The following is a 25,433-nucleotide window of genomic DNA, read 5'->3' on the forward strand; positions in this document are numbered from 1 at the left end:
ACCGGCCCCGGTTCGATCCCCGGAAGACTGTGGCTTTTCGGCCGCTACCGGCCGGTCAGGCCAAAGCTTCGGCGATCAGCTTGCGGCTGTTGTCGATGCCGTAGAGCGCGATGAAGCTGCCCATGCGCGGCCCTTGGCTGGTGCCGAGCAGGGTCTCGTAGAGCGCCTTGAACCAGTCGCGCAGGCTTTCGAACGGGTGGGACTTGCCGACCTCGTAGACCTCGTCCTGGATCGCCTCGGCGGTGGCGTCGGCCGGTAGAGCCGCGAGACGCGCGTCGAGGTCGCGCAACGCCGCCGCTTCGGTCGCGTCGGGCGCGCGGCGCTTCAGCGAATCCTTCACGAAGTCGCGGAAATAGGTCGCCGCGAAGCCGATCAATGCGTCCAGCTCGGGATGGGTGTCGCGCGCGACGTCGGGCGCGTAACGCTTCACGAAGGCCCAGAGCAGGTCCTTGTCGTCGGTCGATGCGACGCCGACCAGATTGAGCAATAGCGCGAAGGTCAGCGGCATCCGCGCCGGCGGCACCTTGCCGGCATGGACATGGTGGACCGGGTTGCCGAGGCGCTTGTCCCAGGGCTGGTCGGGATAGGCGGCGAGAAACTGCTGATATTCGTCGACGGCCTTCGGGATGATCCCGAACGAAAGCTGCTTGGCCTTCTTGGGCTCGCGGTAGAGGTAGAAAGCCAGGCTTTCCTCCGGCGCATAGGTCAGCCATTCGTCGAGCGTGACGCCGTTGCCCCTGGTCTTGGAGATCTTCTCGCCATTCTCGTCGAGGAAGAGCTCGTAATTGAACCCCTCCGGCGGTCGCGCGCCGAGCACGCGCGCGATCTTGGAGCTTTGCGTGACCGAGTCGATCAGGTCCTTGCCGGACATCTCGTAATCGACGCCGAGCGCGACCCAGCGCATCGCCCAGTCGACCTTCCACTGCAGCTTGGCGCCGCCGCCCAGCACCGACTGCTCGACGCTCTCGCCGCTCTCGCCGCTGGCGGGATCGGTGTAGCGGACCATGCCGGCCTCCGCATCGACCACCTCGACCGGCACCTGCAGCACCCTGGAGTTGATCGGGCTGATCGGGAGGATCGGCGAATAGGTCTGGCGGCGTTCCTCGCGCAAAGTCGGCAGCATGACGCCCATGATGTCGTCATATTTGCGCAGCACCTGCCGCAGCGCCTCGTCGAACCGGCCTCCATTGTAGCAGTCGGACGAAGCCATGAACTCGTAATCGAAACCGAACCGGTCGAGGAATTGCCGGAGCAGATTGTTGTTATGATCGGCGTAGCTCTTGTGACCGCAGCCGAACGGGTCCGGCACGCGCGACAGCGGCTGGTCGAGATGCTCGTGCATCATGTCCTGGTGCGGCACGCCCGGCGGCACCTTGCGCATGCCGTCCATGTCGTCGGAGAAGGCGATCAGCCGGGTCGGCCAGTCGACCATCTCGGTCAGCGCATGGCGGACCATCAAGGTGCGCGCCACTTCCTGGAAGGTGCCGAGATGCGGCAGCCCCGACGGACCGTAGCCGGTCTCGAAGACGATCGGCTTGTCCGGGCCGTTCGGATAGCGTTTCAGCAGCTTGCGCGCTTCTTCATAGGGCCAGGCCTTGGACACCAGAGCGGCGTCGCGGAGTTCTTGCGGGACGGTGGGCGTGGACATGCCCGCCTCTTCGCGACTTCGCCCGCCGCGCGCAAGGTGATATGGAAACGATATGACCGTCGTCGAGCCGATCAACGTGCCGCAGCCGGTGAAGCTCACGATCGAGCAGTTCGAACTGCTCGACCGCTCCGGCGCGTTCGACGGCTACGCCAAGACGGAGCTGATCGAGGGGGCGATCTACGCCATGCAGGGGCAGTTTCGGCCGCATTCCTTCGCCAAGAACGAACTCACCTACAGATTGCGTCGGGCGCTGGAGGAGCTTGGCTCGCGCTACCTGCCGCAATCGGAGCCTACGGTCGCCATGCCGCCGTTCAGCGCTCCTGAGCCCGACATCATTGTCACGGACGCCGCCAGAGGCAGCGGCTATACCCCTCTCGAGTCGGTCGCGCTTATCGCGGAGGTTTCCGATTCCTCCGCGGCATTCGACCTCAAGGACAAGCTCGCGCTCTACGCCAAGCATCGCGTTCCCGAGTATTGGGTGGTCGAGATTCCGGCGGTAACGCTCCATCAGTTCTGGGCGCCGTCGGAGGCGGGTTACGGCAACCACCGTTCCGTTCAGATCGGCGAGCGCGCGGAGAGCCTGACGATCCCCGGTCTTTTCGTGGAGACGGACGGACTGGTCTGACTCCGGCGTTGCCGATCTGTTCCGATCGCGGCTAAGGTCCGGCGTGGCTACTCCGCTCCTCTATCCCGCGCTCTACGCAACCCATGGCGGCATCTGGATCGCGACTCCGGACGGCGAGACCCGCGCGCTCGGCCGCGGCGAGGCGATCGGCCGCGCCGCCGAGACGCCGCTGATCATGCTCAACGCGCCGCTGGTCGGGCAGCGGCTCGGCTACCCCGATCTCTCCGGTCTCGACCTGCTCGAACTGTTCGCCTTCGTCTTTCCGGCGCGCTTCGCGGTGCCGACGCCCAAGGGGTTCGCCCACGCGCTCGGCCTCGCCCCGCCGAGAGATGACGGCGAGGCCGCTTCCTTCCTGCTCAAGGCCGCCGCCGTCTTGCTCGATCGCATGGCGGTCGCCGACTGGCCGGAGCGCGAGGGCGCCTGGGCTTCGGCCCAATCGCTCTATCGGCTGCGCTGGGCCTGGGCCCCGGCCGTGGCCGAGCGGCTGAAGCGCCCCGAGCGCGACGAACGCTGGCTGTTCTCGCGACTCCCCGAATGGGAGGAGAAGCCGCCGCGGCCGCAGCCCAAGGCGGTGCGCATCGCTCCCGAGGAAGCCGTCGAGCGGCTCGCCGGACTCACCGGGCGCGGCGCCGAGGCGCGCGAGGGCCAGCGCGATTATGCCGCCACCGCCGCATCCGCCTTCGCGCCGCGCAAGCTGGACGGGCAGCCCAACCTCCTCCTTGCCGAAGCGGGGACCGGCATCGGCAAGACTTTGGGCTATCTCGCCCCCGCATCCTTGTGGGCGGAGAAGGCCGACGGCGCGGTGTGGGTCTCGACCTACACCAAGGCGCTGCAGCGCCAGCTCGACCGCGAGGGCGCGCGCATCTTCCCCGACGCGCAGGAGCGCAAGCGCCGCATCGTCGTGCGCAAGGGCCGTGAGAACTATCTCTGCCTGCTCAATCTCGAGGACGCGCTGCAGGGCGGCTTTGCGGGCCGCGCCGCGATCCTCGCCCAATTGGTGGCGCGCTGGGCCGCCTACAGCAAGGACGGCGACATGGTCGGCGGCGACATGCCGGGCTGGCTGCCGACCCTGTTCCGTCGCGCCGGCGCGACCGCGCTCACCGACCGGCGCGGCGAATGCGTGTATGCCGGCTGCCCGCATTACCGGAAATGCTTCATCGAGCGCTCGACCCGCGCCAGCCAGGACGCGGACCTCGTCATCGCCAACCACGCGCTCGTCATGGTCAACGCCGCGCGCGGCCGCGACGCCGGAAATGCGCCGACCCGGATCGTGTTCGACGAAGGCCACCATCTGTTCGACGCCGCCGATTCGACGTTCGCGACGGCGCTGACCGGGCAGGAGACGATCGAGCTGCGCCGCTGGCTGATCGGCCCGGAAGGCAAGTCGCGCGGCCGCCGCCGCGGTCTTGCCGCGCGCCTCACCGACGTGGCGTCCTATGACGAGGCCGGCGCCGCGGCGCTCGAAGCGGCGGTGCAGGCGGCGGGGCTTTTGACTGGCGACGGCTGGCTGCAGCGCATCGCCGAAGGGATGCCGTTCGGCCCGCTCGAGAAGCTGCTCGCCGCCGTGCGCGGCACCGTTTACGCCCGCGCCTCGGCGCAGGACGCCGGCTACGGCCTCGAAACCGAGATGGCCGAGCTCGACGGCGCGATCGTCGAGGCGGCCGCGCCCGCGGTCGAGGCGATGGAGGCGCTGCTGCGTCCGCTGGTCGCGCTCGGCAAAAGGCTCGAGGCGGTGCTGGAGGACGCACCCGACTGGCTCGACGCCCAGGCCCGCGCGCGGATCGAAGGCGCGATCGGCGGCCTCACCTGGCGCGTCCAGTCGCTCAACGCCTGGATCGCGCTCGGCGCGCGCATCGGCGGCCCGGCCGATCCCGATTTCGTCGACTGGCTCGCGGTCGAGCGGGTCGACGGGCGCGAATTCGATATCGGCCTCCACCGCCGCTGGCTCGATCCCACCCGCCCGCTCGCCGACGCCGTCCTGAAGCCCGCCCATGGCGTGGTCGTCACTTCGGCGACTTTGCGGAATTCGGAAGGCTGGGACGCCGCCGACGCCCGCACCGGCGCCGTCCACCTCGATCATGCGGTGGAGCATTTCAGCGCAGAGAGCCCGTTCGATTACGCCGCCAACAGCGAGGTGCTGATCGTCACCGACCTGAAGCGCGGCGACGTCGCCCAGCTGGCCGGCGCCTATGCGCGGCTGATCGAGGCGGCGGAGGGCGGGACGCTCGGCCTGTTCACGGCGATACAGCGGCTGAAGGCGGTCCATGCCCGCATCGCCGACCGCCTTGCCCGCGCCGGCCTGCCGCTCTTCGCCCAGCATGTCGATCCGATCGACACTGGCACCCTCGTCGACATCTTCCGCGACGATCCCCGCGCCTCCTTGCTCGGCACCGACGCGCTCAGGGACGGCGTCGACGTGCCCGGCCATTCTCTGCGCCTGGTGGTGATGGAGGGCGTGCCCTGGCCGCGCCCGACCGTGCTGCATGCCGCCCGCCGCGCGGTCGGCGGTGGATCGGCCTATGACGACCGCGTCGTCCGCGCCCGGCTCGCCCAGGCGTTCGGCCGCTTGATCCGGCGCAGCGAGGACAAGGGCGTGTTCGTCCTGCTTTCCGCGGCGACGCCGTCGCGGCTGCTCACCGCCTTCCCGCCCGGAGTCGCGATCCGGCGCGTCGGGCTGGCCGAAGCGATCGAGCGGGTGCGCTCGGGCCTTTCAACGGCTCCCGCTTTGGGGCATCAGGCGGCAGAAGAGGAAGCCCGCGAAGGGACGCAATGAAGACGCTGACGCTGCTGCGCCACGCCAAGTCGAGCTGGCACGATGATGTTCCCCGCGACTTCGACCGACCGCTCAACAAGCGCGGCCGCAAGGCTGCGCGGACGATCGGCCGCGAGATGAAGGCCCAGGGCCTGGCGTTCGACGCGATCGTCGCCTCGCCCGCCGTGCGCGTGATCGAGACGCTGGACGACGTGTCCGATGGCTATGGGCAGAAGATCGCGCCCGATTACGACCAGCGGGTCTATCTCGCCTCCACGGGCACCCTGCTCGACGTGATCCACGAGGTGGACGACAGCGCCGAGCGGCTGCTCATCGTCGGCCACAATCCCGGCCTCGAGCAGCTCGCCCTGCTGCTCACCGGCGCCGGCGACGACCGCCTGCGCGCGGAGATCCTGATCAAATATCCGACCGCGACCCTGGCCGAGATCAGCCTGCCGGTCGAACATTGGTGGGACGTCGCCGAAGGCATCGGCCGGGTCGCGCGCTTCATCCGCCCGCGCGACCTCGATCCCGATCTCGGCCCGGACGAAGACACGCATTGAGGCCAGGGCCGCTCAGCCTTCGAGCGCGTCCTTGAGGCTCTTGCGCAGCGCGCGCAGTTCGTCGGCCGGAAAGGCCCGGCCAGTAGGAGCAGCTGGGGCGAGAGCGGCGGCCGTAGCCGGCTCGCCGTCGCCAGCGGCGAGCAATTGCTGGACGCCGCGGATCGTATAGCCGTCGCGGTTCAGCAGGCTGTGGATGCGGTGGGCCAAAGCGACGTCGCCCGGGCGATAATAACGCCGATTGCCGGCGCGCTGCAGCGGCTTGAGCTGCGGGAAGCGCGTTTCCCAATAGCGCAGGATGTGCTGCGGAACCCCGAGTTCGTCCGCCAGCTCGCCGATCGTGCGGAAGGCCTGCTCGCTCTTGCGGGGCGCGTCCGCCACCGCCTCAGTCGCCGTCTACGATCCGCTCGCGCATGATCTGACTGGCACGGAAGGTCAGTACGCGGCGGGGCGCGATCGGGACTTCGACGCCGGTCTTCGGGTTGCGCCCGACGCGCTCGCCCTTGTCGCGGAGGATGAAGCTGCCGAAGCCGGAGATCTTGACGTTCTCGCCCTGCGACAGGGCATGGCACATATGATGGAGGATGCGTTCGACGATGCCGGCCGAATCGGCGCGCGAGAGACCGATTTCCTGATGGACAACGTCCGCTAGGTCGGCCCGCGTCAACGTTCCGGCTTGCGGCTTCCGGATCGTACCTGCGTCCGCCATGGCATTCCCCTCCCAGGAATAAGTTGAAAACAATAATATAGCTTAGGGTCGGGCGCAATCAGCATTGCGGCGGGCGGCCGTCAATAGCGGTAAACCGCATGTCGATGCCCCCCGACCTCTGCTGGCCGCATCCGACTCGCAGCGCAGAAGATCGTTTCGCAATCGAATCGTCAATAGCGGATTACGGCAGCACCCCAAGTAAAGCCGCCGCCCATAGCCTCGAGGACGAGGAGGTCGTCCTTCTTGATGCGCCCGTCGCGGACGGCGGTATCCAGCGCCAGCGGCACCGAAGCGGCCGAAGTGTTGGCATGCTGGTCGACCGTCACGACCACTTTCTCGGGCGGAAGGCCGAGCTTCTTGGCGGTGGCGTCGAGGATGCGCTTGTTGGCCTGGTGCGGCACGACCCAGTCGACCTCTTCGGGCGTGTGGCCGGCGGCCTCCAGCGTTTCCTTGAGTACGTCGGCGAGGTTTACCACCGCGTGGCGGAACACTTCCTTGCCCTTCATGCGCAGCTTGCCGACCGTCCCCGTGGTCGAGACGCCGCCGTCGACGAACAGCAGGTCGTTGTGACGGCCGTCGGCGTGCAGGCGGGTGGCGAGGATGCCGCGATCCCCGGTCTCCTCGGCCTTCAGGACGAGCGCGCCGGCGCCGTCGCCGAACAGGACGCAGGTCGTGCGGTCTTCCCAGTCGAGGATGCGGCTGAACGTCTCGGACCCGATCACGAGCGCGTAATCGGCCATGCCGCCCTTGATCATGTTGTCGGCGACCGACAGCGCGTAGAGGAAGCCGGTGCAGACGGCCGCGACGTCGAAGGCGATACAGTCGTTGATGCCGAGCGCGGTCTGGACGCGGGTGGCGCTGGCCGGGAAGGTCTGGTCGGGCGTGGCCGTTGCGAGCACGATCAGGCCGATCTGGCCGGCCTCGATCCCGGCGGCGTCGAGGGCCTTGCGGGCGGCTTCGGTCGCCAGCGTCGCGGTCGTCTCGCCGTCGGCGGCGATGTGGCGGGCCTGGATGCCGGTCCGCTCGACGATCCATTCGTGGGTGGTGTCGACGCGCTCGGCGAGCTCGGCATTGGTCACGCGGCGCCGCGGCAGCGCGGAACCGGTGCCGATGATGATCGAACGGCGGCTCATTTCGCTGCCTCGCGCGCGGCGCGGTGCTGGGCGATGTTGTCGAGATCCTCGATAATCTTGCGGGTCAGGTCCTCGCGGACCATGCGGGCGGCGACGCGGATCGCGTTGGCAATGCCCTTTTCGTCGGCGCCGCCATGGCTCTTCACGACCAGACCGTTGAGGCCGAGGAAGACCGCGCCATTGTGGTTATTGGGGTCGAGATGGACCTTGAGCATGTGGAGCGCCGGTTTGGAGAGCATGAAGCCCGCTTTCGAGCGCAGGCTGCTGGTGAACGCGCGGCGCAGCAGGTCGGTGACGAAGCGGGCGGTGCCCTCCGCCGTCTTGAGCGCGATATTTCCCGAGAAGCCGTCGGTCACGACGACGTCGACATCGCCGCGGGACAATTTGTCGCCTTCGGTGAAGCCGTCGAAGCGCATGCGCAGGTAATCGGCCTCGCGCAGGGCGGCCGCAGCCTCCTTGAGCTGCTCGGTGCCCTTCAGTTCCTCGGTGCCGATGTTGAGCAGGCGCACGCGCGGCTTCTCGATATCGAGGACGACGCGCGAATAAGCGGCGCCCATCACCGCGAACTGGATCAGATTCTGGGTGTCGCACTCGGTGTTCGCGCCGAGATCGAGCATGACGAGATCGTTCTCGCCAAGCGAGGGCAGCAAGGCCGCCAGCGCCGGGCGGTCGATGCCCTTCATCGTGCGCAGCGCCACCTTGGCCATCGCCATCATCGCGCCGGTATTGCCGGCCGACAAGGCGGCGTTGGCGTCGCCGCTCTTGACGGCGTTGATCGCGCGGCCGAGCGAGCTGGTCTTGGCGCGGCGCAGCGCCAGGCTCGGCTTCTCTTCGGAGCCGATCACGTCGTCGCAATGGACGATCTCGACCGCCGGAGCGAGCTGCGGATGCTTGCCGAGCTCGGCGCGAATCAGCGGCTCGTCACCGAAGACGAGGAATTGGAGATCGGCACGGCGACGAAAGGCACGCGCGGCTCCGGCCAACATGACGGCCGGGCCGGTATCGCCACCCATCGCGTCGATTGCGATCCGTGGCGTGCTGCCCAACGTCTCGCTCCCGGAATGTGTTAGGCTTCGACCGGCAGGACTTCGCGGCCGTTATAGTGACCGCAGCCGCTGCACAGATTGTGCGGAAGGCGCAGTTCGCCACAATTCGGGCATTCCTGATAGTTCACCGGGGTCAGCGCGTCGTGGCTGCGGCGCATGTTGCGCTTCGAGGGCGAAGTTTTTCTCTTAGGGACGGCCATCCTGGCACCTATTCCAATCGATAGTCTAAGGGTCGCGAACTGCGGCGCCAATCGGTCAACGACCGCATTGGCCGCGGGCCATGGCGGCCGGGTGCTCGCTCTGAGCGTTGCCGCCTATAGCGAATTTCCCCGCTGTTGCAAGCACCGCCTGCCCGTGTCAGCTGGGGAGGGGAACAGGGAGATGCAAGTCATGGTCACGTTGCCGATCACGCTCACCATCGCCGGGGCCGCCGCCCTGCTGAACGTCTGGCTCGGCTTCCGCGTGAGCCTGCTGCGGAGGCGCCACAAGGTCTCGATCGGCGACGGCGGCGACACGGCGATCGCCACCCGCATGCGCGCGCACGCGAACTTCGTCGAATATACGCCCTTCTTCCTGATCCTGCTGGGTCTGGTCGAATATGCCCGCGGCACCCACACCTGGCTCTGGATCGTCGCGATTCTCTATATTCTGGCGCGGCTCGCGCATCCGTTCGGGCTCGATCGTGGCGGCACCAACCTGCTCCGAATCGTCGGCATTTCGGTCACCTGGCTGGTGCTGATCGGGCTCGCCGCCTATGCGCTCGCCATTCCCTATCTGGATCGCGGACGGCCGGCGCCGGTGACATATGCCGGCGTGGCGACATCCTCGTCGGGCGGCACGAAGCTGAGCTGAGCCAGCCGCCAGCTGCGCTCCGGATCGCCCGGCCAGAGCGCCTTCAGATCCTGGATCCGATCGGGCTCGACGCCGCTCACCTCGGCATGGATATAGCGGCCGGTCTCCCGCAGTCGGACCCTCGCCCCCGGATATTGGCGGGCGAGCTTCTCCTCCAGCAGCTCGGCTTCCGGATCCGGCCCGGTGCTGCCGAGCTCGCGCGGGGCGCCGTCGACCAACTCGGCCGTGGCGATCCGCAGCGCCGTAACGCCGTCCTGGAGGATGCTGAAGGAGATGATGCCGGCCGCCAGCGCGTCGGCCCACCAATAGCCAAGGCCGAGGCCGAGGATCCCGCCGACGCCGGCGAGGCCGGTCATCCAGTCGGCTTTCTGCATCAGCGCGTCGGTGTGGAGCACTTCGTCCTGGAGACGGCGCGCGAGCGGCAATTTCATACGGCCGAGAATGACCGGCGGCACGACCGAATAAAGCAGCGCCCCGATCATCAGCCAGCCCATCCAGATATCCTCGCCGAACAATCGCACCGGCGGGATCGTGACATGTTCCTGGCGGACCAGGGTCATCGCCGATTCGAACAGCAGGACCGTGCCCATGATGGTGAGCGCGACCGCCGAGATCAGGAAGGCGAGGCTGTGGACCCGCTGGTAGCCGAACGGAAAGGGATCGGTCGGCTCCTTCTTCTCGAAATGGACGGCTATCAGGAACACGATCGCAGGGATGAGGCTCAACACATCCTCGATCCAGGCGGTCTGCATCGCCTGGCTCGATCCCATCACAAGGCCCATCACAAGGATGATCGACAGCATCCAGCCGATCGTCCAATATTCGAGCCGGATAGCGCGTTTCAGATCGTCGGCTATCTCTGGCGGGAAGGGACGCGTCATGGCATCGCCGCCACGGCGCGGACCTCGCGGTCGACGAGGCCGATCCACGCATTCTCGCCGTTGCGCAGCGCGACCACGAGGTGGACGTGGCCGTCCTGGCTGACCTGCTCGCCGAGCGGGGTAAGCAAGGTGACCGCCTTGGCCCACGGGCTGGCCGGCGCGAGCTCGCCGATCACCATGTCGAGCTTCCCCTCCTCCAGCTTCGCGAGCAGCGGTTCGGATGCTCCCTTTTCGAACTGCGGCTCTGCCTCAGCCTGCTGGCCGACGCGTTCCACCAGCAGCCGGCTGCGATCGGCGCCAACGGGCGGCTGCTCCGAAGCGATTAAGCCGACCTTGAAGACCCCTTCGACCCGAACGCGGTCGAGCGTTCCTTCGGGATCTTTGGGAATCTCGCTGCAGCCCAGGGCGAACATGGTCGCGAGGATCAGGATGGGTGATTTCATTTCGGAGGCACAACGCCCCCGCAGCGACGCCGTTCCGTTTCAGGCGCGGGCCAGCACCTGGTCGGCGACGAACGGATTGCTGCGCCGCTCGTGGGCAAAGCTGCTCATCGGGCCGTGGCCGGGGATGAAGGCGGTGTCGTCACCCATCGGCCAGAGCTTGGCGACGATCGCGTCGAGCAGATCCTGATGGTTGCCGAGCGGGAAATCGGTGCGGCCGATCGAGCCCTGGAAGAGGACGTCGCCGACGATGGCGAGCTTCGACTCGGGATGATGGAAGACGACGTGTCCGGGCGTGTGGCCGGGGCAGTGGTAGACCGCGAAGCTGAGCTCGCCGACCGTCACGCTCTCGCCTTCCTCCAGCCAGCGGTCGGGCGTGAACGGCACGCCCGGTATGCCGTAACGGGCGCCGTCCTCGTCGAGCCGGTCGAGCCAGAATGCGTCGGCGCGGTGCGGCCCCTCGATCTTCACGCCGAGGTCGTCGGCGAGCGGCTTGGCCATTCCGGCGTGGTCGATATGGCCGTGAGTCAGCAAAATCTTCTCGATCGTCACGCTTTGGGCCTGCGCCGCGGCCTTCAGCCGGTCGATGTCGCCGCCGGGATCGACGAAGGCGCCGCGCATCGTCTTGGTGCACCAGAGCAAGGTGCAATTCTGCTGGAGCGGCGTCACCGGGATGATCGCGGCCTTCATCGGGGGCGTGGTCATGGCCGGGACATGGCGGGCGCCGCCGCCGGATGCAAGCGATGCCATCGGACTGGGCGGCCTGGTCCGGTGCCAGCAGCCGCCTTTGCCGTCCGTCACCCGGGTCAGGCGATAAGGGCGGCGCTCCGCACCGTATCGACGACCGGGCGGTCGCCGTTGCCGACCGTGGCCGGGATGATCAGGGTGCACATGGCGAGGGCCAGGAATGCGGCTGCGAATTTGCTGCGGTCCATTTCGATCTTCCTTTCCGCGTTGGTGCCGACGGCAGGCTCGAAAGTCCGGCAGATCGGATGGGATCGTGGATCGAAGCCGTCGCCCGTCTGCCGAATCACGGTCTAGGCGCGATGCCCGGAGGCTGCGCCTTCTGCTCGACCGGGACCATGGCTGGAGCGATCAGTGCGCGCGCGGCGCGACCAATACGACACTGGCGGAGATGACGGCGACCGCAGCGGCACAAAAAAAAGGGGCGGCGATCCTTTCGGATGCCGCCCCGATGGCCCGCCAAAGGGGGTGGTCAGCGGGCGCTAACGGAGATCTGCGAAAGCGCGGCGAGCTGGGTGTTGCCGAATTTGGCGACCGCCATCTCGATCTGGTCCTGCGCGCTGGCCACCGCGTCGTCACGGCAGTCATTCTCGGCGAAGGTGATGTTCAGGGGCTTGGTGCCAGTGTTGACGCTGCAGAGCTGGGCGGCGGCGCGGCGCACACGGGCGTGGAGGCGATCGACGCCGTCCGCGTTGGCGAGGTTGAGGTCGCGATAGCTGACCACGGCGGTCGGGCGATCGACGATGCCTTCGACGATGGTGGGCCGTTCGGCGGCCTGCAGCATGGCGGGAACGCCCAGCGTCGCGATGGCGGCGGCGAGGGCGGCTGCTCCGATCTTGTACTGGTTCATCTCGAAACTCCTTCCTGAAATGTCGCTCGCGGCGAGCGGTCCTTGGTGCGGGCCGGGGGGTGTCCGATCCGTCTCCTTCCAGCTAGCGCAGGCTTGGGAGAAGCGCCGCTCCGCTTCGATCGGGGCGCACGCGCTTTCGGCAAAAGGCGCTTCGGTCCGACCAAGCGCATGCCCGCTTCGACCAGCGGCACGCGCCTCGTTTCAGGTGGCGGGAATCGCCTGTTCGACCCACTTTACGAGCGCCGAGACGGGCATGGCGCCGGCCGTGCGCGCGATTTCCCGGCCATGGCGGACGAGCACGAGGCTCGGGATGCTGCGGATCGCGAAGCGCGCGGCGATTGCCGGTTCGGCCTCGGTGTCGAGCTTGCCGAGGCGGACGCGCGGCTCGAGCGACTTCGCGGCGCTTTCGAACTGCGGCGCCATCTGGCGGCAGGGACCGCACCAATCGGCCCAGAAGTCGATCAGCAGAGGCAGGTCGCTCTTCGTCGCATGCTTGTCGAAATTGGCGGCGGTGAGGGTGACGGGGCGATACTGGAACAGCGGCTTGTGGCATGTGCCGCAGCGCGGCATGTCGCCGAGCTTGATCCGTGGCACGCGGTTGAGCGCGCCGTCGACGGGGCAGGCGACGATGATGCTGTCGGTGCGGGTCCCGGTGTCGGTCATGGCCGCCTCCTCGGCGTTACAACCGGCGGGCGGCCCTCCGGTTTCCGGTCAGCACTCGACGACATTCACGGCGAGGCCCCCAAGCGAAGTCTCCTTGTACCGCTCGTTCATGTCGAGGCCGGTCTTGCGCATCGTCTCGATCACCTGGTCGAGGCTGACCCGGTGCGTGCCGTCGCCGACCAGTGCAAGCCGCGAAGCCTCCAGCGCCTTGATCGCGCCCACCGCATTGCGTTCGATGCACGGCACCTGAACCAGCCCGCCGACCGGATCGCAGGTGAGGCCGAGATTATGCTCCATGCCGATCTCCGCGGCATTCTCGATCTGCTCGGGCGTCCCGCCCATTACGGCGGTCAGGCCCGCGGCCGCCATCGAACAGGCGACTCCGACTTCACCCTGGCAGCCGACTTCGGCGCCCGAGATCGAGGCATTCTCCTTGAACAGCGAGCCGATCGCGGCGGCCGTCAGGAGAAATATCTGGACGCCCTCGTCCGACGCGCGCGGCGTGAAGCGCTGATAGTAACGCAGCACCGCCGGAACGATGCCGGCGGCGCCGTTGGTCGGGGCGGTGACGACGCGGCCGCCCGCGGCATTTTCCTCGTTCACCGCCAGCGCCCAGAGGTTCACCCAGTCGATCACCGTCAGCGGATCGGAAAGCGCCCGCTCGGCGCGCTCGGTGAGCAATTTGTGCAAGGCCGGGGCGCGGCGCTTCACCTTGAGGCCGCCGGGCAGGATGCCTTCGGCGCCGATGCCGCGATCGATGCAGGCCGACATCGCCTGCGCGATTGCGTGCAGCCGGCCGCTGATCTCCGCGTCGGAATATTGGCCGCGCTCGTTGGCCAGCGCGATGTCGGCGATCGTCAGGCCCTCGCGTGCGGCGATGGCGAGCAGCTCATCGGCGCTGTGATAGTTGAAGGCGATGTCCCAGCCGCCCTCGGGCGGCGCGTTGCGCGCGATCGCCGCGTCGTCGACGATCGCTCCGCCGCCCACCGAATAATAGATCTTGCTCTCGATCGCCCCCCCGTCGGCGTCAAAGGCCGTGAAGCGCATGCCGTTCGAATGGTGCGGCAGCCGCTCGCGCTGGAGAAACCGGAGGTCGCGCGGCTCGTCGAAGGCGATGTCGCGGCGGCCGCCCAGCGTCATCCGCCCAGTGGCGCGGACCGCCTCCACGATCACGTCGGCGTCGTCGGGATTCATCGACGCCGGGCGCAGGCCGGAAAGGCCGAGCAGAATGGCGCGGTCGGTGGCGTGGCCCTTGCCGGTGAGCGCGAGCGACCCGTAGAGATCGGCCTCGACCCGTTCGACGCCGTCCAGCAGCGCCTTTCCCGACAGCATCTCGACAAAGTCGCAAGCCGCGCTCATCGGGCCCATAGTGTGCGAACTGGAAGGACCGACCCCGATCTTGAACAGCTCGAAGACACTGGAAACCACCGAAATTCTCCTGGCATCGGGCGCGCCCGGCGCGCATGCGCCCGAGATGGGCCGGGCATCCCTGCTTGGCAACCGCAATAGCACGATGCCGTTCGTCCTGCTCGACGATGCGCGAAGCGGGGCTGACAGGGCCCGGCTGCTCGCCAACCCCGTCGAGATCGTCGCGACCCGCGACCCGGCCGACATCCCGGACTGCCTCGGCAAGGTCCGCGCGGCGCAGGCGCGCGGCCTCCATGCCGCCGGCTTCCTCGCTTACGAGGCGGGCCACGCGCTGGAGGGGCGCCTGACCCCACTCTGTTCCGCGCCGCCCGCCGATCAGCCCCCCTTGCTATGGTTCGGCCTGTTCGAACGCTCCGAGGCGATCGACTCCCCCGACACGTTGCTACCCGATCCGGCCGGCGCCTGGTCGGGCCCGGCCCGGCCCCGGATCGAGCGCGCGGGCTATGAGGCCGCGGTCGCCCGCGTGAAGGCGCATATCGAGGCGGGCAATGTCTACCAGGCCAATCTCACCTTCGCCGCCGAGGTCCGCACGGCCGGCCACCCGCTCGCGCTCTATGCCGCGCTTCGCGATCAGGCCCGCGCCGGCCATGGCGGAATCGTCTTCACCGGCGAGCATTGGCTGCTCTCCTTCTCGCCGGAGCTTTTCTTCGCGCTCGAAGGCGGCCGCCTGACGACCCGCCCGATGAAGGGCACCGCCACCCGTCGCCCGGACCCCGCCGAAGACAAAGCCGCGGCCGCGGCCTTGCGCGAGGACCCCAAGCAGCGCGCTGAGAATCTGATGATCGTCGACCTCCTCCGCAACGATCTCTCGCGCGTGTCGAAAGCCGGCAGCGTCAAGGTCCCGGCCCTGTTCGAGGTCGAGACCTACCCGACCGTGCACCAGATGACCTCGACGGTGGTCGCCGAGCTCGAGGAAGGGCGCGACGCCGTCGACGTGCTCGAGACGATCTTCCCGTGCGGCTCGATCACCGGCGCGCCCAAGATCCGCGCGATGGAGCTCATCGCCAACATCGAGGCCGGCCCCCGCCACGCCTACACCGGCTCGATCGGCCATATCGCGCCCGGCGGAGAAGCGACTTTCAATGTCGCGATCCGCACCTTAACCATCAAGGCGGGCGAGGATCGGGCGATCATCGGCCTTGGTTCGGGGATTGTTGCGGACAGCCGCGCCGGCGACGAATGGCGCGAATGTCTGGCGAAGGGAAAGTTTGTGGCGACGCGCAGGAGCTTCGACCTGATCGAGACGATGCGGTTCGACCCGCGCGACGGCATCATGGACCTCGAGCGGCACCTGCTCCGCCTCAAGCACAGCGCCCAGGCCTTCGACTTCCGCTTCGACCGGCACGATGTCCGCAACGAAATCCAGGCGGCCACCTTCCGCCACCGCGATCCGAAGAAGGTGCGGCTCCTGCTCTCCCGTGCCGGAACGGTGGCGATCGAGAGCGCGCCGGCGCCCCAGCCGATCCACCGGGCGGTGACGGTCGCGCTGGCGCAGCGCCCGGTCGCGGCCGACGATTTCCGCCTCCGCCACAAGACCAGCGACCGCACCTTCTACGACGAGGCCCGGCGCGCGAGCGATGCGTTCGAGGTCGTCTTCGTCGACGACGACGGCTTCCTCACCGAGGGCAGCTTCACCAATATCTTCGTCCAGCGCGGCGGCACGCTCGTCACCCCGCCGCTGGCGCGCGGCCTCCTCCCCGGCATCCTCCGCCAGCGCCTGATCGAGCAGGGGGACGCCGAGGAAGGCGACCTCGCCCCGGCCGATCTCGCCGGCGGCTTCCTGATCGGCAACGCGGTCCGCGGCCTCCTCCGCGCCCGGCTCGCGCAAGCCCCCGTTCAGGACGCGCGTGGCAAGGAGGCGGCGGAGACGGAGCAATGAAGATCGATCGGCGTGCCCTTTTCGGCCTCGGCGGCGTCGGCCTGCTCGGCGGCGGCGCATTGCTGTTCGGCGAGCGGACCTCCTACGCCCGCGAGGGCAAGTTCGAGATCGACCTCAGCGACGCCGAGTGGAAGAAGCGCCTCACCCCGCAGCAATATGCGGTGCTGCGCGGCGAGAAGACCGAGCGCGCTCGCTCCAGCCCGCTCGACAAGGAGAAGCGGCGCGGGCTCTACGTCTGCGCCGGCTGCGGCCTGCCTTTGTTCAGCTCGGCCGCCAAGTTCGACAGCGGCACCGGCTGGCCGAGTTTCTGGAAGCCATTGCCCAATGCGGTCGGCCTGCGCGCCGACAACAGCTTTTTCATGAAGCGCACCGAAGTCCATTGCCGCCGCTGCGGCGGCCATATCGGCCATGTCTTCGACGATGGGCCGCGCCCGACCGGCAAGCGCTATTGCATGAACGGCGTGGCGATGCGCTTCGCCCCCGCCTGACGCTCAGGCCGCGATCGGGAAGCGGAGCAGCCGGTCTGCCACCGGCACCAAAGCTTCGGCGGACCCGCCGACGGCGCGGATGATCTCGGGATGGCAGGCATCGAGCCCGCCGGTGAGCGACCCGAAGGCGGGGAGGATCAGCTTGCGGTCGGTGGCGACGAAGCAGCGGCGCGAAATGTGCCGCCCGCGCTGCGTGATCCGCAACTTGGGGTGGAAGTGGCCGGACAGTTCGGGCCGAGTCTCCGCCGGATCGGCTTGGTGCCGCAGCAGCAGCCCGTCGACCTCGGCCTCCTCGACGATCTCGCCGCCGCAATGGTCGGCGAAGCCGGGATCGTGGTTGCCGGTGATCCAGGTCCAGCGCGTCGCCGCGGTGAGCGCGAGCAGCCGCTCGCGCGCCGGGGCGGGCAGCCGGTCGCAGCCGTGGCGGTCGTGGAAGCTGTCGCCCAGGCACCAGATTTCGCCGGCGCCGGTCGCTTCGACGATCGCGCTCAGCTCGGTCAGCGTCGCGATCGAATCATAAGGAGGGAGCATCTGCCCCAGCCGCGCGAACCAGCTCGCTTTTTCCAGATGGAGGTCCGCCACCAGTAGCGCGCGCCGCGCCGGCCAGAAGAGCGCGCCCTGCGGCAGCGCCATCAGATCGTGTCCGGAGAACGAAAAGCGAACCATTGCCCCGCTATAGTCGCGCGGCGGCGCGGTTCAAGCGCGCTCGGTTCAGGCCTGGAGTTTTTCGACCGCCTGCGAGATCTGGCTGCTCTCTTCGGTGGAGACGCTGCGCGGCTCGTTGGGCGCAGTGGCATAGAAAATGACCGCGCCGGCGACGAAACCCTGGACGACCAGTGCGAACGGGTTCTGGAGCTTCTGCTTCATCTTCATAGTCTTTGCCTTCGTCCCACCGTGGTGCTGCACGCCTCACAAGACGGTTGCAGACCCTTCCGGCGGCGGGTCCTTACGCTGCCGGAAATAAATTTGCATCAACAAATTCGGGTCTGCCGAAGCTCACCTAAACCGGGGCTGAATCGGCGACGACCGCCGCGCGACCAAGCCGCTCAACTTAGCGACGAAAATGTCAGCTCTCGCCGTGATGCTTGCCGGGCAGGAAACGCTCGACGGCGCGGACGGCGGTGAGCAGCACCAAGGCAAAGCCGAAGCCGACCGCCACCACCCGGTAATGGCCGAGCCCGCAGGCCATGCCGACCGCGGCGGCAATCCAGATGTTGGCGGCAGTGGTCATGTTCACGACCGCGCCGCGCCGGACGAAGATCAGGCCGGCGGCGATGAAGCCGATCGCCTGGCTGAGGCCCTGGATCGAGCGCAGCGGATCGGGCGCGAAATTCTCGGTGCGGAGCTGCTGGTAGACGATCAGCGACGAGATCATGATCATCGCCGAGCTGAGCGCCACCAAAGCGTGGGTGCGGATGCCGGCATCATGGCCGCGCACTTCGCGGTCGAAGCCGAGCGCGAGCCCCAGGAAGGACGCGAGACCGAGGCGCAGCAGCAGTTCGCTCCAGGTGAATGGCGTCATCGGGTCGCTGTCAAACATCGGCCCGGTCTACAATGCGCCGAGTCCCGGCGTCCAGCCATGGAGCCCCGGCGCCGGGCGGTGCCGGCGCCGGGTAGTCAGGTCAGGCCGCTTCGGCCTCGGCCTCGATCGTCCTCGTCTCGTCGGCCTGGGCTTCGATCGGACGCGCCGCGCCCGAGTTGATCGCGATCTTCTGCGGCTTCATCGCCTCGGGAATCTCGCGCACCAGATCGACGGTGAGCAGGCCGTCCTTGAGTTCGGCATTCTCGACCCGCACGAAATCGGCGAGCTCGAAGCGGCGCTCAAACGCCCGGGTGGCGATCCCCATGTGGAGATAATTGCCGTCACGCCCGCGATTCTCGGCCTTGCGGCCGGCGATCACCATCAAATTCTGGCGGGCCGTGATGTCGATCTCGTCCTGGCTGAAGCCGGCGACGGCTAGCGTCACGCGGTAGCGGTCGTCGCTCACCTTCTCGAGGTCGAACGGCGGATAATTGTCCGACGGTTCGGACCGCGCGGCATTTTCCAGGAAGTCGAACAGCCGGTCGAAGCCGACCGTGCTGCGGCGGTAGGGGGTAAAGTCAAAAGCGCTTCTCATGATCACATCCTCCATTGAGCAACATGATGATGAGGGGCGTTCGGCAGAGCAGGACGCCCCGTCGTCGGGCACCTTTTGGCCACCCGACGGCGGGAATCTAGGAAGGCCATTTTCGGCCTTCAAGACCCCCGCTTGGGCGTTTTTTCGACTTTATCGGACCCGCGGGCGGATCAGGATTTCTGCGCGCCCTTTTCGGCCGCGCGCATCACGCGCAGCAGGTTGCCGCTCCAGATCTTCTCGATGTCCGCGTCCGAATAGCCGGCCTGGTGGAGCCGCGCCGTGATCCTCGGCAAAATCGTGATGTCTTGCATGCCGTTGAGGCCGCCGCCGCCGTCCCAGTCGGCGCCGAGGCCGACATGATCGACGCCCATCACCTTGATGGCGTGAAGGATGCTCTTCATGAACAGGTCGAAGTCGCCGGTCATGGCCGGCTGCTTGGCGTCCAGCGCCGCCTGGTCGGCGATCAGCTGGCGGCGTTGCGCGGCGGTGAGGTCGAGCCACTTCGCCTTGCGCTTCTCGATCGCGCTCCGCTCCGGCGAATTGTCGCTGGCGGCGAGGAAGACCGAGTTGATCTGCATCACGCCGCCTGCCTTGGCGAGCCTGCGCAGCCGCTCGTCGTCGATGTTGCGGGGATGGTCGTAAAGCGTCTTAGATCCCGAATGCGACAGGATGATCGGGGTTTTCGACAGCGCGAGCAGCTGGTCGAAGGCCGCGTCCGACGAATGGCTGCCGTCGATCACCATGCCGAGCCGGTTCATCTCGGCGACCCATTGCTTGCCGAGCGGGCTGAGCCCGTTCCAGCGCGGCTTGTCGGTGGTGCTGTCGGCGAGTTGGTTGTTCTTCGAATGGACCGGCCCGGCCATGCGCACGCCCATCCGGTAGAAGGTGCTCAGCAGCGACAGGTCGTTGCCGAGCGGATAGCTGTTCTCGATCGACTGATAGACGATGCGCTTGCCGCTCTTGTGGATCCGCTCCGCATCGGCGGCCGTGTAGGCCAGCTCCATCTTGTCGCGATTCTGGGCGACCACGCGCTGGATGGCGAGGCCGCGCATCAATGCCCTGTCCCGCGCCTGCTGGAAGCCGGCCGGCGTCAGCTCGCCCTGCGGCGTATAGATGACGAAGAAGCCGCCATCGAGGCCGCCCGCTTCCATGCGCGGCAGATCGACCTGGCTGTGGTCAAAGCCATATTCGTGCCACTCGTCGAAATTCCAGCCGTTGCGCTCGAACAGGACCGGCGTGTCGAGATGGGTGTCGAGCACCAGCATCTGCTCGTGGCGCAACCGGTCGACGTCGCCGACCGTGTCGTGCGCCGAAGCGGGAATGGCGAGCAGGAGGGGCAGCGACAGGAACAGGGCACGACGCATCGGATACTCCTTTGGTTTCGGCCGCAGCATGGAAGCCGCTCCCGGCGAAGGCAAGTCGTTGCGGATGCGTCAGCCGAGCGGAGCGGGATCGAGCGCGATGCGCCCGCTTGCGAGCCGCAGCCGCGCCGCGAGCACGGCGCGGAAGCTCTTGTAGCCGCTCGTCCCGGCTGGATAGGCATGGAGGAAGAGGGTCGGCTGCCCGTCCGGGCCGGCGGCGACGGAGGGGTGGCCCGGGCCCCACCATTCGGCGGTGGACCGGATCAGCGGCGCGCCCGCCTTGCGGAAGGGACCTCGCGGGCCGGGCGCCACCGCATAGCCGATGCCGTAATTCGCGGTGGAGAAATCGTTCGCCGAATAAATGAGATAATAAAGCCCGCCGGCTTCCCACAGGCACATGCCCTCGATCAGCGCGCCCTCCCACGGCAGGTCGTTTTCGATGACCGGGAAGGGCTCGTCCACGAGCCGAAGATCCGGCGACAGGCGCTGTCCGCGGACGGGGGTGCGGAAGGCCTGGACGATCGGAGCGATCGCCGCTTCCTCGCCGGCGATGCCGCGCAGCCGCGCCTCCACGCCGGCGAGATCGTCGCTCACCGCCTCGATCAACAGCTGGAGGATGGAAAAGCGCTCCATCGGCTCGCGGGCGGCGGCGAACGGCCAGAGCGAGGCAAGGAAGCACGCCGTGCGGCGATCCTCCTCGGCCGGAAAGATCTGGTCCGCCAGCCCCGGTCGGCGATGCAGCAACTCGGCCAGCAGCGACGGCCAGCGGCCGTTATTGTCCTCCTTCCAATAGAGATAGAGGCTGCCGTCGCGATCGGCGAACAGGTGCGAGTCGATCACGCCGCCGGTCAGCAGCGGCTGAGGCGCCGCTTCGTACGGCCCTTCCGGCCGGTTCGACCAGGCAAGGCCGATCGCCAGCTCGCGCGACTGCTGCCGTGCCGAGAAGCAGAGGATGTAGCGGTCGCCGCTGCGGATGATCTCGGGCGCCCAGAAGTCGCCGACGCCGAAGCCTGTCGTCGCCCAGGCCGGCGTCGCGCCTTCCGGAAAGGCGAAGCCCGCCAAGCTCCACGCGCGCAGATCCTGCGAGCGCAGGATCGGAAAGGCGGCGGGCGCATCGTTCGACGTCGCCGCCAGATAATAAGCGCCGTCCGCATGAAAGACCCACGGATCGCCGTAGCCGTAGAGGATCTCCGGCGACACGCTTTGCGTGAGGAGCGGCTGCAAGCCCGGGTTCGAGGGCGCCGGGGCGCGCTCGGCATGGCTGCCCGGCTTGCGCGTCCCGAAATCGTCGGCGAGGCGCGCGAAAAAGGCGCGCCAGCTATTCTGATCCGGGCCGTGCACCCGATAGTCCAGCCTGCGCCCCTCCGCGGTCACGGCGATGCGGCGCAAATCGCCCTCTTGATCGATCCGAAGCTGGAAACCCACGCCCGCTGCCATCCGCGGACAATCCCCCGGGGGCAAAATGTTTCCCGGGCGACCGGAACCCTCGCCGGGCCGCGCCGCTTCTAGCTGCCGACGGGAGACTGAGCATGGCTGCATCCACCACCGAGTGTCGCGCGGCGACGCCGGCCGAGATTTCCGGGCAGGGGTGGAAGCAGGTGCTCGTCCGCACGTGGAAGGAAGCGTCCCGCGACAATCTCAATCTGATCGCCGCGGGCGTTGCCTTCTACGCTTTCCTCGCCTTCGTGCCTTTATTGGGCATTTTGGTGCTGACCTACGGGCTGGTGGCCGACCCCGCTTCGGTCGTGGAGCATTTCCAGGCGCTGACGCGGGTGATGCCGCCCGAGGTCGCGCGTATCGTGGGCGAGCAGATGCAGTCGATGGTCGGCACCGCGACCGGCCAGAAGGGCTTCGCGCTCCTGCTCGCCTTGCTGATCGCCATCTACGGCGCGATGCGCGGCGCGAAGTCGATCATCACCGCTCTCAATGTCGTCTACGGCGTCGCCGAGGATCGCGGCTTCCTCCGCACGACCGCATTGGCGGTTCTGATCACGCTCGGCGCGGTCGTCGCCCTGCTCGCCGGCATCATTGCGATCTCGGCGCTGGCTGCGCTGGAGGCATTGCTGCCCTTCTCCTCGCCCTTCGTCCGTGGGCTGCTGAAGAGCCTGTTCTGGATCGCAGCCGCGGCGGCGGTCACCTTCGTCATCGCCGTCATCTACGGCTATGCGCCGAACCGCCCCAAGGCGAAGTGGCGCTGGATTTCGCCCGGCTCGATTGCGGCCACTCTGGTGTGGCTGGCCGCGACCCTCGCCTTCGGCTTCTACGTCGCGAATTTCGGCAGTTACAACGCCACCTACGGGTCGCTGGGAGCCGTCATCGTGTTCCTGACCTGGCTCTATCTGTCCGCCTACATCCTGCTGATCGGCGCCGAGCTCAACGCCGAGCTTGAAAAGCAGACGGCGTGCGATACGACCGGTCCCTAGATGGATTGGCAACTGATCTGGACGGCGTCAGGCGCCAGCTTCGCCGCGGGCATGGCCACCACCGTCGGCGCGCTGCCGGTGCTCGCAATCCGCAGCATCTCGCCCCGGCTGCAGAGCGCCTTTCTCGGCTTCTCGGCCGGCGTCATGCTCGCCGCCTCCTTCTTCTCGCTGATCATCCCGGGGCTCGAGGCGGTCGCGGAGCAGGGCGGCACTCCGACCACGGCCGCTCTGGTCATCTGCGCCGCGATCCTGCTCGGCGGCATAGTGCTGCAGACGGTCAACCGCTACGCCCCGCACGACGTCTTCACCAGCCGCGCCGGCGCCGGCGTGGGTGCAAGCGTGTCGACGCTGCGCCGCATCTGGCTGTTCGTCATCGCCATCACGCTGCACAATTTTCCCGAAGGGCTCGCCGTCGGCGTCAGCTTCGGCGGCGGCGCGATCGACAACGGCACCGCCACCGCGATCGGCATCGGCCTGCAGAACATCCCCGAGGGGCTGGCGGTGGCGGTCTCGCTCGCCTCGGTCGGCTACAGCCGCCTTTATGCCTTCGTTGCCGCGATGCTGACCGGACTGGTCGAGCCGATCGGTGGCTTTCTCGGCATCGCCGCAGTGTCGATCGCGGAGCCTCTGCTGCCCTGGGGTCTCGGCTTCGCCGCCGGCGCGATGATCTGGGTCGTCACCAGCGAGATCACGCCCGAAATGCACCGCGAGCGGCGCCAGGAAATGGCCACCGGCGCTTTGATGTTCGGCCTGGCGCTGATGCTTTTCCTCGACTGGACTCTGGGCTAGACCTGCCACTCCAGCACGAAGTCGCGCAGAGCGCGCGCGTCGTGCAGCGCATTGTGCGGCACCTTGCTGATCGCCGCGGTGGAGAAGCCGGGGCTGCTGACGAACTCGAACCGGAGGCTGCCGACAGGCGCCATGTCGCCCGCCTTGGTGACCAGCAGATGGCAGAAATAGGCGATGTCGTCCGGCCAGTCGGCGACGATCAGCGCGTCATTGTCGTGCTGCAGATAATGCGCGATCTCGGCCGCCGCCTCCAGCCGCGACATCGGGCGCGGCTCGAGCTGCGGCGGCACCGAACGCAGGTAGGGGACGACGTTGCGCTCGACCCAGGGATGGAGGACGTCGGGCAGGTCAAGCAGCACGTAGAGCTCCTCGTCGCCATGTTCGGGCACCAGGGCGACACTGATCAGCTCGCCGCCGAAGCCGTTGAATTCGGTGTCCAGGAAATAGCGCATCAGGCTGGACGCTATCCCCGTTTCGTCCTTTACTGTCCACTTTGGCTTACCGAGGGGGAATTGCATGCACGACGAACCGCGCTTCCAGGCCGACCGCCGCACTCTGATGAAAGGCGCCGCGGCCGGAGCGATGCTGTTCGCCCCCGGCGCCGCCCTCGCCGCGTCCGGAGACCTCGCCGCGATCCGCAAGGCGGTCGAGGCGGGCCATGACGAGAGCGTCCGGCGCATCCAGGACTGGATCCGCAATCCCTCGATCGCCGCCGAGAACCTCAACATGGAGCAGGGCGCCGATTACATGGTGCGCCTCGCCCGCGACGCCGGCTTCCAGCATGTCGCGAAGGTCCCGACCGACGGCCATCCCGGCGTGTTCGCCACGCTCGACGCCGGCGCGAAGCGGACCATGGGCATCTATTTCATGTACGACGTGAAGCAGTTCGACCCGAAGGAATGGTCGTCGCCGCCGCTCGAGGCGCGTCTGCTCGACAAGCCCGGCTTCGGCAAGATCATGATGGGCCGCGGCGCGGTGAACCAGAAGGGCCCCGAGGGCGCCTTCCTCGCCGCCCTCCACGCCTTCCGAGCCGCCGGCCGCAAGCTGCCCGTCAACCTCGTCCTGATCGCCGAGGGCGAGGAGGAGATCGGCTCGCCCCACTTCCACCAGATCGTGCGCCGCCCCGAGGTGCTTGCCGCGCTCCGCAAGTGCGAGGGCGTGATCATTCCCTCGGGCTGGCAGGATCCGGACGGCAGCGTCCAGATCAATCTCGGCGCCAAGGGCGTGATCGAGATGGAGCTCGTCGCCAGCGGCGAGAAATGGGGCCGCGGGCCGAAGAAGGACGTCCATTCCAGCCTCAAGGCCCAGGTCGACAGCCCCGCCTGGCGGCTGGTCGCGGCGCTGCAGACCCTGGTCACGCCGGACGGCAACACGCCCGCGATCGACGGCATCTTCGAGAAGGTGCGGCCGCTGACGCCGCGCGAGAAGGCGCTGATCGCCGAGACCGCCCGCGTCAGCAACGAGGCCGACGCCAAGAAGGCGCTCGGCGTCAGCCACTGGATCGACGATCTGCCCTGGCAGCAGGCGCTCGAGCGGCTGGCTTCGCAGCCGACGGTCAACATCGAGGGGCTGGTCGCCGGCTATACCGGTCCGGGCGGCAAGACCATCCTGCCCTCGCGCGCGGTCGCCAAGCTCGACATGCGCATCGTGCCGAACATGACCAAGGACGACACCGTCGCCAAGCTGCGCGCCCATCTCGACAGACGCGGCTTCCAGGATGTGGAGGTCAACGTCTCGGGCGGCTACGATCCGACCGAGACCGCGGAGAACAGTCGCGTCATCCGCGCCCAGCAAGCGGTCTACAGCCGTGCCGGCGCGCCCTTCACCCTCTATCCGCGCCTCGCCGGCTCGTGGCCCGGCTTCGTCTTCACCAGCGCCCCGGTCTCGCTGCCCGCCGGCCAGTTCGGCCTCGGCCACGGCAACGGCGCCCACGCCCCCGACGAATATTTCGTCATCGAGAGCAGCAACCCGAAGGTCGAAGGGCTCGACGGCGCTACGATGGGCTTCGTCGACTTCCTCTACGAAATGGCGACGATCAAATAGCG

The 25,433-nt window shown here is 67.9% G+C and carries 29 protein-coding genes; 9 read left to right on the forward strand and 20 right to left on the reverse strand.

Annotated features, from left to right (window positions below; all coding sequences use genetic code 11):
• Positions 1–55 precede the first annotated feature (55 nt).
• A complete protein-coding gene (locus tag SH591_RS08355) occupies positions 56–1,648 on the reverse strand; it encodes a lysine--tRNA ligase (protein WP_324748728.1) in 1,593 nt (530 codons plus the stop codon).
• A 52-nt stretch (positions 1,649–1,700) separates the two neighbouring features.
• Here SH591_RS08355 and SH591_RS08360 point away from each other — a divergent pair, with 52 nt between their 5' ends.
• From SH591_RS08360 to SH591_RS08370, 3 genes are read left to right on the forward strand one after another with little or no spacing between them, the layout of a single operon-like run.
• Positions 1,701–2,273, forward strand: coding sequence for a Uma2 family endonuclease (locus SH591_RS08360; protein ID WP_324748729.1), 573 nt, complete (start codon positions 1,701–1,703; stop codon positions 2,271–2,273).
• Between the two features lie 43 nt (positions 2,274–2,316).
• Entirely contained in the window at positions 2,317–5,046 is a 2,730-nt protein-coding gene (locus SH591_RS08365) for an ATP-dependent DNA helicase (RefSeq protein WP_324748730.1), read from the forward strand.
• The gene (locus SH591_RS08370; RefSeq protein ID WP_324748731.1) at positions 5,043–5,588 is read left to right on the forward strand and encodes a SixA phosphatase family protein; all 546 of its coding nucleotides are present in this window, start codon (positions 5,043–5,045) and stop codon (positions 5,586–5,588) included. The genes SH591_RS08365 and SH591_RS08370 overlap by 4 nt, the downstream gene beginning before the upstream one ends.
• Before the next feature lie 12 nt (positions 5,589–5,600).
• Here the strand turns inward: SH591_RS08370 and SH591_RS08375 are convergent, their stop codons facing one another.
• The 5 genes from SH591_RS08375 to rpmF all read right to left on the reverse strand — a co-directional run bounded on the left by SH591_RS08375 (position 5,601) and on the right by rpmF (position 8,673).
• Positions 5,601–5,966: a MerR family transcriptional regulator gene (locus SH591_RS08375; RefSeq protein ID WP_324748732.1), complete on the reverse strand. Its 366-nt coding sequence runs from the start codon at positions 5,964–5,966 to the stop codon at positions 5,601–5,603.
• A gap of 4 nt (positions 5,967–5,970) precedes the next feature.
• Positions 5,971–6,294, reverse strand: a complete 324-nt coding sequence (locus SH591_RS08380; RefSeq protein WP_322831090.1) for an integration host factor subunit alpha — start codon at positions 6,292–6,294, stop codon at positions 5,971–5,973.
• A 170-nt stretch (positions 6,295–6,464) separates the two neighbouring features.
• Positions 6,465–7,427, reverse strand: coding sequence for a beta-ketoacyl-ACP synthase III (locus SH591_RS08385; protein ID WP_324748733.1), 963 nt, complete (start codon positions 7,425–7,427; stop codon positions 6,465–6,467).
• Complete coding sequence (gene plsX / locus SH591_RS08390; protein ID WP_324748734.1) at positions 7,424–8,473, reverse strand: phosphate acyltransferase PlsX; 1,050 nt, start codon at positions 8,471–8,473, stop codon at positions 7,424–7,426. The genes SH591_RS08385 and plsX overlap by 4 nt, the downstream gene beginning before the upstream one ends.
• 20 nt (positions 8,474–8,493) lie before the next feature.
• On the reverse strand, positions 8,494–8,673 hold the full coding sequence (rpmF, locus tag SH591_RS08395) for a 50S ribosomal protein L32 (RefSeq protein ID WP_322831093.1): 180 nt from the start codon (positions 8,671–8,673) through the stop codon (positions 8,494–8,496).
• A 190-nt stretch (positions 8,674–8,863) separates the two neighbouring features.
• Here rpmF and SH591_RS08400 point away from each other — a divergent pair, with 190 nt between their 5' ends.
• Positions 8,864–9,325 (forward strand): MAPEG family protein, encoded by a 462-nt coding sequence (locus SH591_RS08400; RefSeq protein ID WP_324748735.1) that lies wholly within the window; start codon positions 8,864–8,866, stop codon positions 9,323–9,325.
• On the opposite strand, the gene SH591_RS08405 is transcribed toward SH591_RS08400, so the two are convergent.
• The 7 genes from SH591_RS08405 to SH591_RS08435 form a co-directional block, all read right to left on the reverse strand.
• The gene (locus SH591_RS08405; protein WP_324748737.1) at positions 9,244–10,206 is read right to left on the reverse strand and encodes a cation efflux transmembrane domain-containing protein; all 963 of its coding nucleotides are present in this window, start codon (positions 10,204–10,206) and stop codon (positions 9,244–9,246) included. The two genes, SH591_RS08400 and SH591_RS08405, sit on opposite strands and share 82 nt — an antisense overlap.
• Positions 10,203–10,649 (reverse strand): hypothetical protein, encoded by a 447-nt coding sequence (locus SH591_RS08410; protein ID WP_324748738.1) that lies wholly within the window; start codon positions 10,647–10,649, stop codon positions 10,203–10,205. The genes SH591_RS08405 and SH591_RS08410 overlap by 4 nt, the downstream gene beginning before the upstream one ends.
• 39 nt (positions 10,650–10,688) lie before the next feature.
• On the reverse strand, positions 10,689–11,351 hold the full coding sequence (locus SH591_RS08415) for an MBL fold metallo-hydrolase (RefSeq protein WP_322831096.1): 663 nt from the start codon (positions 11,349–11,351) through the stop codon (positions 10,689–10,691).
• A gap of 101 nt (positions 11,352–11,452) precedes the next feature.
• Complete coding sequence (locus tag SH591_RS08420) at positions 11,453–11,581, reverse strand: hypothetical protein (protein ID WP_322831097.1); 129 nt, start codon at positions 11,579–11,581, stop codon at positions 11,453–11,455.
• A 281-nt stretch (positions 11,582–11,862) separates the two neighbouring features.
• Positions 11,863–12,240, reverse strand: coding sequence for a UrcA family protein (locus SH591_RS08425; RefSeq protein WP_324748739.1), 378 nt, complete (start codon positions 12,238–12,240; stop codon positions 11,863–11,865).
• A gap of 201 nt (positions 12,241–12,441) precedes the next feature.
• Positions 12,442–12,903 carry a thioredoxin TrxC gene (gene trxC / locus SH591_RS08430; RefSeq protein WP_324748740.1) on the reverse strand — a complete coding sequence of 154 codons (462 nt, stop codon included), beginning with the start codon at positions 12,901–12,903 and terminating at the stop codon, positions 12,442–12,444.
• Positions 12,904–12,951: 48 nt separating this feature from the next.
• Positions 12,952–14,331: an L-serine ammonia-lyase gene (locus SH591_RS08435; protein ID WP_324748741.1), complete on the reverse strand. Its 1,380-nt coding sequence runs from the start codon at positions 14,329–14,331 to the stop codon at positions 12,952–12,954.
• A gap of 46 nt (positions 14,332–14,377) precedes the next feature.
• Here SH591_RS08435 and pabB point away from each other — a divergent pair, with 46 nt between their 5' ends.
• Complete coding sequence (pabB, locus tag SH591_RS08440) at positions 14,378–16,210, forward strand: aminodeoxychorismate synthase component I (RefSeq protein WP_324751358.1); 1,833 nt, start codon at positions 14,378–14,380, stop codon at positions 16,208–16,210.
• The gene (gene msrB / locus SH591_RS08445) at positions 16,207–16,698 is read left to right on the forward strand and encodes a peptide-methionine (R)-S-oxide reductase MsrB (protein ID WP_324748742.1); all 492 of its coding nucleotides are present in this window, start codon (positions 16,207–16,209) and stop codon (positions 16,696–16,698) included. Before pabB ends, msrB begins: the two co-directional genes overlap by 4 nt.
• A 3-nt stretch (positions 16,699–16,701) precedes the next feature.
• Here the strand turns inward: msrB and pdeM are convergent, their stop codons facing one another.
• From pdeM to SH591_RS08475, 6 genes are all read right to left on the reverse strand, one after another.
• Complete coding sequence (gene pdeM / locus SH591_RS08450; RefSeq protein ID WP_324748743.1) at positions 16,702–17,364, reverse strand: ligase-associated DNA damage response endonuclease PdeM; 663 nt, start codon at positions 17,362–17,364, stop codon at positions 16,702–16,704.
• Between the two features lie 45 nt (positions 17,365–17,409).
• The gene (locus tag SH591_RS08455) at positions 17,410–17,571 is read right to left on the reverse strand and encodes a hypothetical protein (protein ID WP_324748744.1); all 162 of its coding nucleotides are present in this window, start codon (positions 17,569–17,571) and stop codon (positions 17,410–17,412) included.
• Positions 17,572–17,764: 193 nt separating this feature from the next.
• Entirely contained in the window at positions 17,765–18,238 is a 474-nt protein-coding gene (locus SH591_RS08460; RefSeq protein ID WP_322831104.1) for an MgtC/SapB family protein, read from the reverse strand.
• 82 nt (positions 18,239–18,320) lie between these two features.
• Positions 18,321–18,815, reverse strand: coding sequence for an Hsp20 family protein (locus SH591_RS08465; RefSeq protein ID WP_322831105.1), 495 nt, complete (start codon positions 18,813–18,815; stop codon positions 18,321–18,323).
• 170 nt (positions 18,816–18,985) lie between these two features.
• Entirely contained in the window at positions 18,986–20,179 is a 1,194-nt protein-coding gene (locus SH591_RS08470; protein WP_324748745.1) for a dipeptidase, read from the reverse strand.
• 69 nt (positions 20,180–20,248) lie between these two features.
• Positions 20,249–21,601: a family 43 glycosylhydrolase gene (locus SH591_RS08475; RefSeq protein ID WP_324748746.1), complete on the reverse strand. Its 1,353-nt coding sequence runs from the start codon at positions 21,599–21,601 to the stop codon at positions 20,249–20,251.
• A gap of 104 nt (positions 21,602–21,705) precedes the next feature.
• On the opposite strand from SH591_RS08475, the gene SH591_RS08480 reads away from it, so the two are divergent.
• Both SH591_RS08480 and SH591_RS08485 read left to right on the forward strand, forming a co-directional pair.
• Entirely contained in the window at positions 21,706–22,599 is an 894-nt protein-coding gene (locus SH591_RS08480; protein WP_324748747.1) for a YihY/virulence factor BrkB family protein, read from the forward strand.
• Positions 22,600–23,388 carry a ZIP family metal transporter gene (locus SH591_RS08485; protein ID WP_324748748.1) on the forward strand — a complete coding sequence of 263 codons (789 nt, stop codon included), beginning with the start codon at positions 22,600–22,602 and terminating at the stop codon, positions 23,386–23,388.
• Here SH591_RS08485 and SH591_RS08490 read toward each other — a convergent pair.
• Entirely contained in the window at positions 23,385–23,840 is a 456-nt protein-coding gene (locus SH591_RS08490; RefSeq protein WP_322831110.1) for a hypothetical protein, read from the reverse strand. The two genes, SH591_RS08485 and SH591_RS08490, sit on opposite strands and share 4 nt — an antisense overlap.
• Positions 23,841–23,904: 64 nt before the next feature.
• On the opposite strand from SH591_RS08490, the gene SH591_RS08495 reads away from it, so the two are divergent.
• The gene (locus tag SH591_RS08495) at positions 23,905–25,431 is read left to right on the forward strand and encodes a M20/M25/M40 family metallo-hydrolase (protein ID WP_324748749.1); all 1,527 of its coding nucleotides are present in this window, start codon (positions 23,905–23,907) and stop codon (positions 25,429–25,431) included.
• Positions 25,432–25,433: the final 2 nt, after the last annotated feature.

Source organism: Sphingomonas sp. LY54, from assembly GCF_035594035.1.
GTDB lineage: Bacteria > Pseudomonadota > Alphaproteobacteria > Sphingomonadales > Sphingomonadaceae > Allosphingosinicella.